Raw genomic sequence first — 930 nt, 5'->3', positions numbered from 1 at the left:
GGTGGGGGTGGGGTTGGCGCCGGTGAGGCCGAAGAATTCGATGGCGCGCAGGCCCATGCCGCTGGAGGGGAGGGAGTGGCCGGCGCCTTGGATGCTGTAGGCCTCGACGCGGACGGTTCCGGTGGTGTCGGCGTAGCGGCGGCGGTTCCAGTTGGTCTGGGGGGTGTCGGTGCTGGTGGGGGTCTGGCTCAGGCCGTGGACGTTGGTCCACTGCTTGATTTCTTCTTCGAGTTCGGAGTAGGCGACGACGTTGTCGTTGGTGCCGTGCCACAGTTGCATGCGGGGCCAGGGGCCGCGGTGGTTGTGGCCGGCGTTGCGTACCCGGTCGCCCCAGGTCTGCGCGCTGATGTTGACGCAAGGGGCGGCGTTGCCGCCGGGCTGGTAGGCGGCTTCGTTGGGGAAGCAGGTGAAGGGGACGCCCATGAAGGCGGCGCCGGCTTTGAAGACTTCGGGGTACAGGGCGAGCATGGCGTTGGTCATCATGGCGCCGGAGGAGCTGCCGGTGGCGTAGACGCGGCCGGCGTCGCCGCCGCGTTGCTGGATGGCGTAGGTGATCATGGACATGAGTGACACGGGGTCGGTCTGGCCGCCGCGTACCTTGGAGGCTTCTGACCAGTTGTCGAAGCAGTTGGCTTTCTTCGACGCCGAGGGGTAGATCACGATGAAGCCGTACCGGTCGGCCAGTGAGGCGAACTCGCTGGAGGAGTAGAAGCCCGGCCCGGAGCCGCCGCACGGGTGCATGGCCAGCACCACCGCGGGGTTGGCAGGTCTGTTGTCGGGCACGTAGATGTGCATGCGCAGGTTGCCGGGGTTGGAGCCGAAGTTGGTCACCTCGGTCAGCGTGGCCGCGGCGGCCGGGTGCGTGAACACCAGGGCCGCGACAGCCGACAACAGCACGGCGCAGGCTCCAGCCAGCGCTGCGATCGTTCG

At 68.1% G+C, this 930-nt stretch carries 1 protein-coding gene; it reads right to left on the bottom strand.

Annotation, left to right across the window (positions count from 1 at the left end; all coding sequences use genetic code 11):
* A partial coding sequence (locus ABGB17_RS38800) for a PHB depolymerase family esterase (protein WP_347639396.1) occupies positions 1-897 on the bottom strand: 897 nt, incomplete at its 3' end.
* Between the last annotated feature and the right edge of the window lie 33 nt (positions 898-930).

This window comes from Sphaerisporangium sp. B11E5, assembly GCF_039871875.1.
Taxonomy (GTDB): Bacteria; Actinomycetota; Actinomycetes; order Streptosporangiales; family Streptosporangiaceae; genus Sphaerisporangium.
This window is presented reverse-complemented; position numbering and strand designations above follow the sequence as displayed.